The sequence below is a fragment of the Candidatus Erwinia dacicola genome, from assembly GCF_001756855.1.
Classification (GTDB): domain Bacteria; phylum Pseudomonadota; class Gammaproteobacteria; order Enterobacterales; family Enterobacteriaceae; genus Erwinia; species Erwinia dacicola.
This window is the reverse complement of sequence record NZ_MAYS01000044.1, coordinates 1-5,026: the sequence shown is the minus strand read 5'-3', so window position 1 is coordinate 5,026 and position 5,026 is coordinate 1. Positions and strand designations below refer to the sequence as shown.

Annotated in this window: 5 protein-coding genes and 1 pseudogene; 1 reads left to right on the top strand and 5 read right to left on the bottom strand. The window is 53.2% G+C overall.

What is annotated here, in order from left to right; genetic code table 11:
- Positions 1-182, top strand: a 182-nt coding sequence (locus BBW68_RS19015) for a hypothetical protein (protein WP_222563052.1), incomplete at its 5' end; no start/stop codon positions are given.
- A gap of 19 nt (positions 183-201) precedes the next feature.
- On the opposite strand, the pseudogene BBW68_RS15330 reads toward BBW68_RS19015, so the two are convergent.
- The 5 genes and pseudogenes from BBW68_RS15330 to BBW68_RS01000 form a co-directional block, all read right to left on the bottom strand.
- Positions 202-952, bottom strand: a pseudogene (locus BBW68_RS15330) (IS66 family transposase); the annotation flags it as partial.
- Positions 953-1,247: 295 nt separating this feature from the next.
- Positions 1,248-2,540 (bottom strand): serine--tRNA ligase, encoded by a 1,293-nt coding sequence (gene serS / locus BBW68_RS01015; protein ID WP_070133635.1) that lies wholly within the window; start codon positions 2,538-2,540, stop codon positions 1,248-1,250.
- A 96-nt stretch (positions 2,541-2,636) separates the two neighbouring features.
- The gene (locus BBW68_RS01010; protein WP_070133634.1) at positions 2,637-3,980 is read right to left on the bottom strand and encodes a replication-associated recombination protein A; all 1,344 of its coding nucleotides are present in this window, start codon (positions 3,978-3,980) and stop codon (positions 2,637-2,639) included.
- On the bottom strand, positions 3,973-4,593 hold the full coding sequence (gene lolA, locus BBW68_RS01005; RefSeq protein WP_070133633.1) for an outer membrane lipoprotein periplasmic chaperone LolA: 621 nt from the start codon (positions 4,591-4,593) through the stop codon (positions 3,973-3,975). Before lolA ends, BBW68_RS01010 begins: the two co-directional genes overlap by 8 nt.
- A 200-nt stretch (positions 4,594-4,793) precedes the next feature.
- The coding region (locus BBW68_RS01000; RefSeq protein ID WP_070133632.1) for an integrase core domain-containing protein at positions 4,794-5,026 on the bottom strand (233 nt) is incomplete at its 5' end.

Sequence of the window (5,026 nt, the reverse complement as noted above, 5' to 3'; positions counted from 1 at the left end):
TGTTCACACACAGACTCACGGTTAACAGCGTTATCACAGGGATGGTGCACAATGAAAGTCATGGTCAGGCGATCTCAAAAGAGCGATTCAATTTCCTAACCATCAAGAGTTATAGACCTAAGTCACAACTTTTAGCCGCAAATTATCTCATTGAATTTGCTTTGAATTGTCGTAATCGTTAAGTGAGCGTCGTATTGACGGCTATTTCGTGGTGAGATCTACGTTCCATGGCAGCAGTTCCGCCATTTTGTTGCTGGGCCACTCCGGTAGTACGCTCAGAATATGGCAAAGGTAGGCTTCCGGATCGATACTATTGAGCCTGCACGTTCCGATAAGGCCATATAGCAGGGCTCCGCGCTCACCGCCATGGTCGCTGCTGAAGAAGATGTAATTTTTCTTACCAAGGCAGACGGCTCGTAGCGCGCGTTCTGCCACGTTGTTATCAGGCTCTGCCAGGCCATTATCGCAGTAGTAGCACAGCGCATCTCACTGGTTCAGGGCATAAGCGAACGCTTCGCCCAGCCGGGATTTTTTCGACAACGTTGCGCTTTTCTCCACCAACCACACATGCAGGGATGCCAACAACGGCTTACCCGTCACGCTCTGTACTGAACAACTGGTCGTAGCCTGCGAACGCATCAGCCTGCAGCACACCATGATAATGGTGAAGATGTTGCTGAGGATACTTCCCCTGTCGGTCCGGAGAGAAAGCGAACCACGCCGCTGGCGGGTCTGACGATCCAGCGTTCCGGTCATCGCGCACATACGTCCAGATGCGCCCGGTTTTCGTCTTCTTTCTGCCCGGCGCCAGTACCGGTACCGGAGTATCGTCCGTATGCAATTTGCGGCAGTCCATTACGTAGTGGTAGAGGGCTTCATCCAGCAGGGCCATTAATCGGCAACAGGCATCAACCCAGTTAGAGAGCAGCGCACGACTCAGATTCACACCCCTGTGCAACGCAGGCACCGGGGCGGGAAACCAGTTCGACCATACGGAGCTTGAAGTCATTCGAATAATTTTTACGAGGATCTTTTCGCCAGGATTGGGTTTCCGTACTTAGATGTCCGTCTGTAACAGGTGGGCGTCTAAGTTACCCGCACTGGCTTAATGGCTAAATACGGCGCTGGCTTTACGTTTACGCATTGTCTTACAAGTGTGCCGAACTATCCATCATTTATTTTGCTCGATCGCGGGCATAAAAAAACCCGACAGCGGCGAGTTCTGAACTCAGCAATCAGCGAGGTGATTAGCCAATAAACTCAAGTCCTTTCATGTACGGGCGCAGCACTTCCGGCACCTCAATACGACCATCAGACTGCTGGTAGTTTTCCAGTACCGCCACCAGCGTACGCCCTACTGCCAGACCGGAGCCATTCAGGGTATGCACCAGACGAGTGGCTTTTTCGCCTCGCAGACGGCAGCGTGCTTTCATACGGCGCGCCTGGAAATCACCCATATTTGAGCAGGAAGAGATTTCGCGGTAAGTATCCTGCGCAGGCAGCCAGACTTCCAAATCGTAAGTTTTGTGCGAACCAAAGCCCATGTCGCCGGTACACAACAGCACTTTACGATAGGGCAGATTCAGCAGCTGCAGCACTTTCTCAGCGTGGCCTACCAGCTCTTCCAGCGCGTCAATGGAATCTTCCGGACGGGTGATGTGCACCATCTCCACTTTATCGAACTGGTGCATGCGGATCAGACCACGCGTATCGCGGCCATAAGCCCCTGCTTCAGAGCGGAAGCACGGCGTGTGCGCGGTCATTTTGAACGGTAGTGTCTCTTCTGCGAGGATCTTGTCTCGCACTAGGTTGGTGAGTGGTACTTCCGAAGTTGGGATTAGCGCATAGTTGCTGCTTAATGCTTCTTCTTCCAGCGGACGGGTATGGAACAGGTCCTCGCCAAATTTTGGCAACTGACCGGTACCGTACAGGCTGGCATGGTTAACCAAGTAAGGAACATACGTTTCCTGGTAGCCGTGCTGCTCGGTGTGCAGATCTAGCATAAACTGGCTCAGCGCACGATGCATCAGCGCAATCTGACCGCGCATCACGATAAAACGTGAACCGGTCAGTTTAACCGCCGCAACAAAGTCCAGCCCGGCCGCCATTTCGCCCAGTTCGACGTGATCGCGTACGGCAAAATCGAATTTGCGCGGTTTACCCCAGCGGCTGATTTCTTGGTTTTGACTGTTGTCTTTACCCAGTGGCACCACATCCGCAGGAATATTAGGGATAGCCAGCGCGAAGTCGTTAATGCTGGTCAATAGTTTTTCCAGCTCGGCTTTCGCGGCATCCAGGCGTTCACCCAGTGCGCTCATTTCCTGGCGCAACGGCTCGATATCTTCCCCACGTGCTTTGGCCTGCCCGATGGATTTGGATCGCGAGTTACGTTCAGCCTGCAGATTTTCAGTTTCTACCTGCAGTACTTTGCGACGCTCCTCGTGCGCGCTCAGCGTATCAACGTCCAGCTTATAGCCCCGGCGTGCCAGTTTTTCAGCGACTGCGTCTGGCTCATTACGCAACAGATTGGGATCGAGCATGCTTGTCCTGTGCTTATTGTTTAAGTGTCAAAAGAAGGGGCTTACTCTTATACAGAATACATTGAATTCATTGCTAACCTTACCGCAACGTCATGGTCAGCGGTAGCGTTTTGTCGGGCTATTTTGATCCTGTTCAGCAAGCCAGGCGAGCTTTTCGCCGATTTTACCTTCCAGCCCGCGTGTGGTTGGCTGATAATAACGGGTCTGCGCCATTTGCACTGGGAAGTACTCTTCACCGGCGGCATAGGCGTTCGGTTCGTTGTGAGCATAGCGATATTCTGCCCCCAGCCCCATCTCCTTCATCAGCTTGGTTGGCGCGTCATGCAGATGTTCCGGCACATCATAATCCGGACTTTCACGCGCATCGCGCATCGCTGACTTGAACGCGCTGTAAACGGCATTGCTTTTTGGTGCGCAGGCGAGGTAAACAATGGCCTGAGCAATCGCCCGTTCGCCTTCCGCCGGGCCAACGCGGGTAAAGCAGTCCCAAGCAGCAATCGCTACCTGCATTGCGCGCGGCTCAGCATTGCCAACATCCTCGGAAGCAATCGCCAACAGGCGGCGCGCCACATACAGCGGGTCGCCCCCAGCGGTGATAATGCGCGCATACCAATAAAGCGCCGCATCGGGAGCGGAACCGCGCACGGACTTATGCAGCGCGGAGATCAGATCGTAAAAACGGTCGCCTTTGTTATCAAAACGCGCACTGCGCTCGCCTGACACCTCATTGAGCAACTGCGGTGTCAATTTGCGCTGGCCTTTTGCGTTGACATCCGCCATATCCGCCATCATCTCCAGTGTGTTTAGCGCCTGACGCGCATCACCATTAACCAACTCGGCAATCACATTGCGGGTATTTTCCGGCAGCACGATGTTTTCTTTGCCGTATCCACGCTCGCTGTCCTGCATCGCTTGGTCAAGCACCTCAGAGATATCCTCAGCGGTCAAGGCTTTCAGCAGATAGACGCGGACACGAGACAGCAGTGCGGAGTTCAGTTCAAAAGAGGGGTTTTCCGTGGTGGCACCGATAAAGGTGATGGTGCCGTCTTCAATATCCGGCAGAAAGGCATCCTGCTGACTTTTATTGAAGCGGTGCACCTCATCCACAAACAGGATGGTGCGGCACCCGGCATTGTGGTTCTGTCTGGCGCAGTGGATTGCCTCACGGATCTCTTTCATCCCTGAGGTTACGGCTGAGATCCGCTCCACGTGGGCCTGACCATAGTGGCTGATAATTTCTGCCAGCGTGGTTTTCCCTGTCCCTGGCGGTCCCCATAAGATCATCGAATGCAGATGACCGGCCTCAATCGCGCGCTGCAGCGGTTTGCCTGCAGCTAGCAGATGCTGCTGGCCGATATATTCGGCCAGCGTGCGTGGTCGCATACGGGCGGCCAGAGGCTGAAATTCATTACGGGAAAAGTCGAGGGACATATTACTCACGCAACCCCCACTGACGCTGGTCGTCCACGGTCACACCCTGCGGCGGCATAAACTTATCAGCGCTGACGGAGCAGTTTTGCTGGCTTTTCAACGCGTAGCTGCTGCGCTGACCATCCTGCTCAATCGCGCTGAACTGGTTGATCGTACCTTTCGGCGAAACGTTAATGGTGAACTGCTTCAAATTGCCATTCGCCGCTTTCGGCGTCAGCGAGAAATCATCGCCTTTTTGCGCCACGTTGTACTGCTTCCAGTCACTCGACTGGTTGCGTGCAATCAGCATAAATGGCGTATTGCTGGTGGCATCTTTCAGCCAGCTGGCGCTGACCTGCTCAATAAACGGGTTATAGAACCACAGGGTTTTACCATCAGAGATCAGGATGATTTCATCCGGCGCGGTCATGTGCCAGTTAAACAGATTCGGGCGCTGTACCCACATCTCACCTTCCCCATCCTGCACGGACTGGCCGCTGCCGTCGGTCACTTTTTGATTAAAGGTCGCGTGGAAGCTTTTCACTTTATCTAGGCGCTGCTGCAAATCACTGGCAGCGTCCGCCAGTACGCTTACAGAAGTAAAGGTCGCCAGCAAACAGCTGGAAATCATTAATTTTTTCATTATGGCATCCTTATTAAAACTTTTGTATCCCGTTACGGGTTAAGCGTGACGTGGATAACTTTAGCAAGGCGCCGGCAGGAACGACAGAAGAACAAACTGAATTTACTGGCGGCACTGAGCAGGTGTGGGGGCACTGTTGCAAAGTTATTGATGAGTTAGCCTTTCGTGTTATTGAAAAGTCTTATTTTTCAAAGACTGTATCAACTAATACTGGCCACAGCATTAGACTGTAAGTAGTACAGCCGCTCAGATTCGTTGGGCGTCAGACCACCGTTATACCAATGGGGCCTGATAGCGCTGTAATATCCCGTTATATAGCGGATTATCGCGCCCTGGGCTTCGCTGAAGCTGTTATAGCCCTTCGTCGGCACCCATTCGGTCTTCAGGCTCCGGAAGAACCGCTCCATAGGGGCGTTATCCCAGCAGTTTCCCC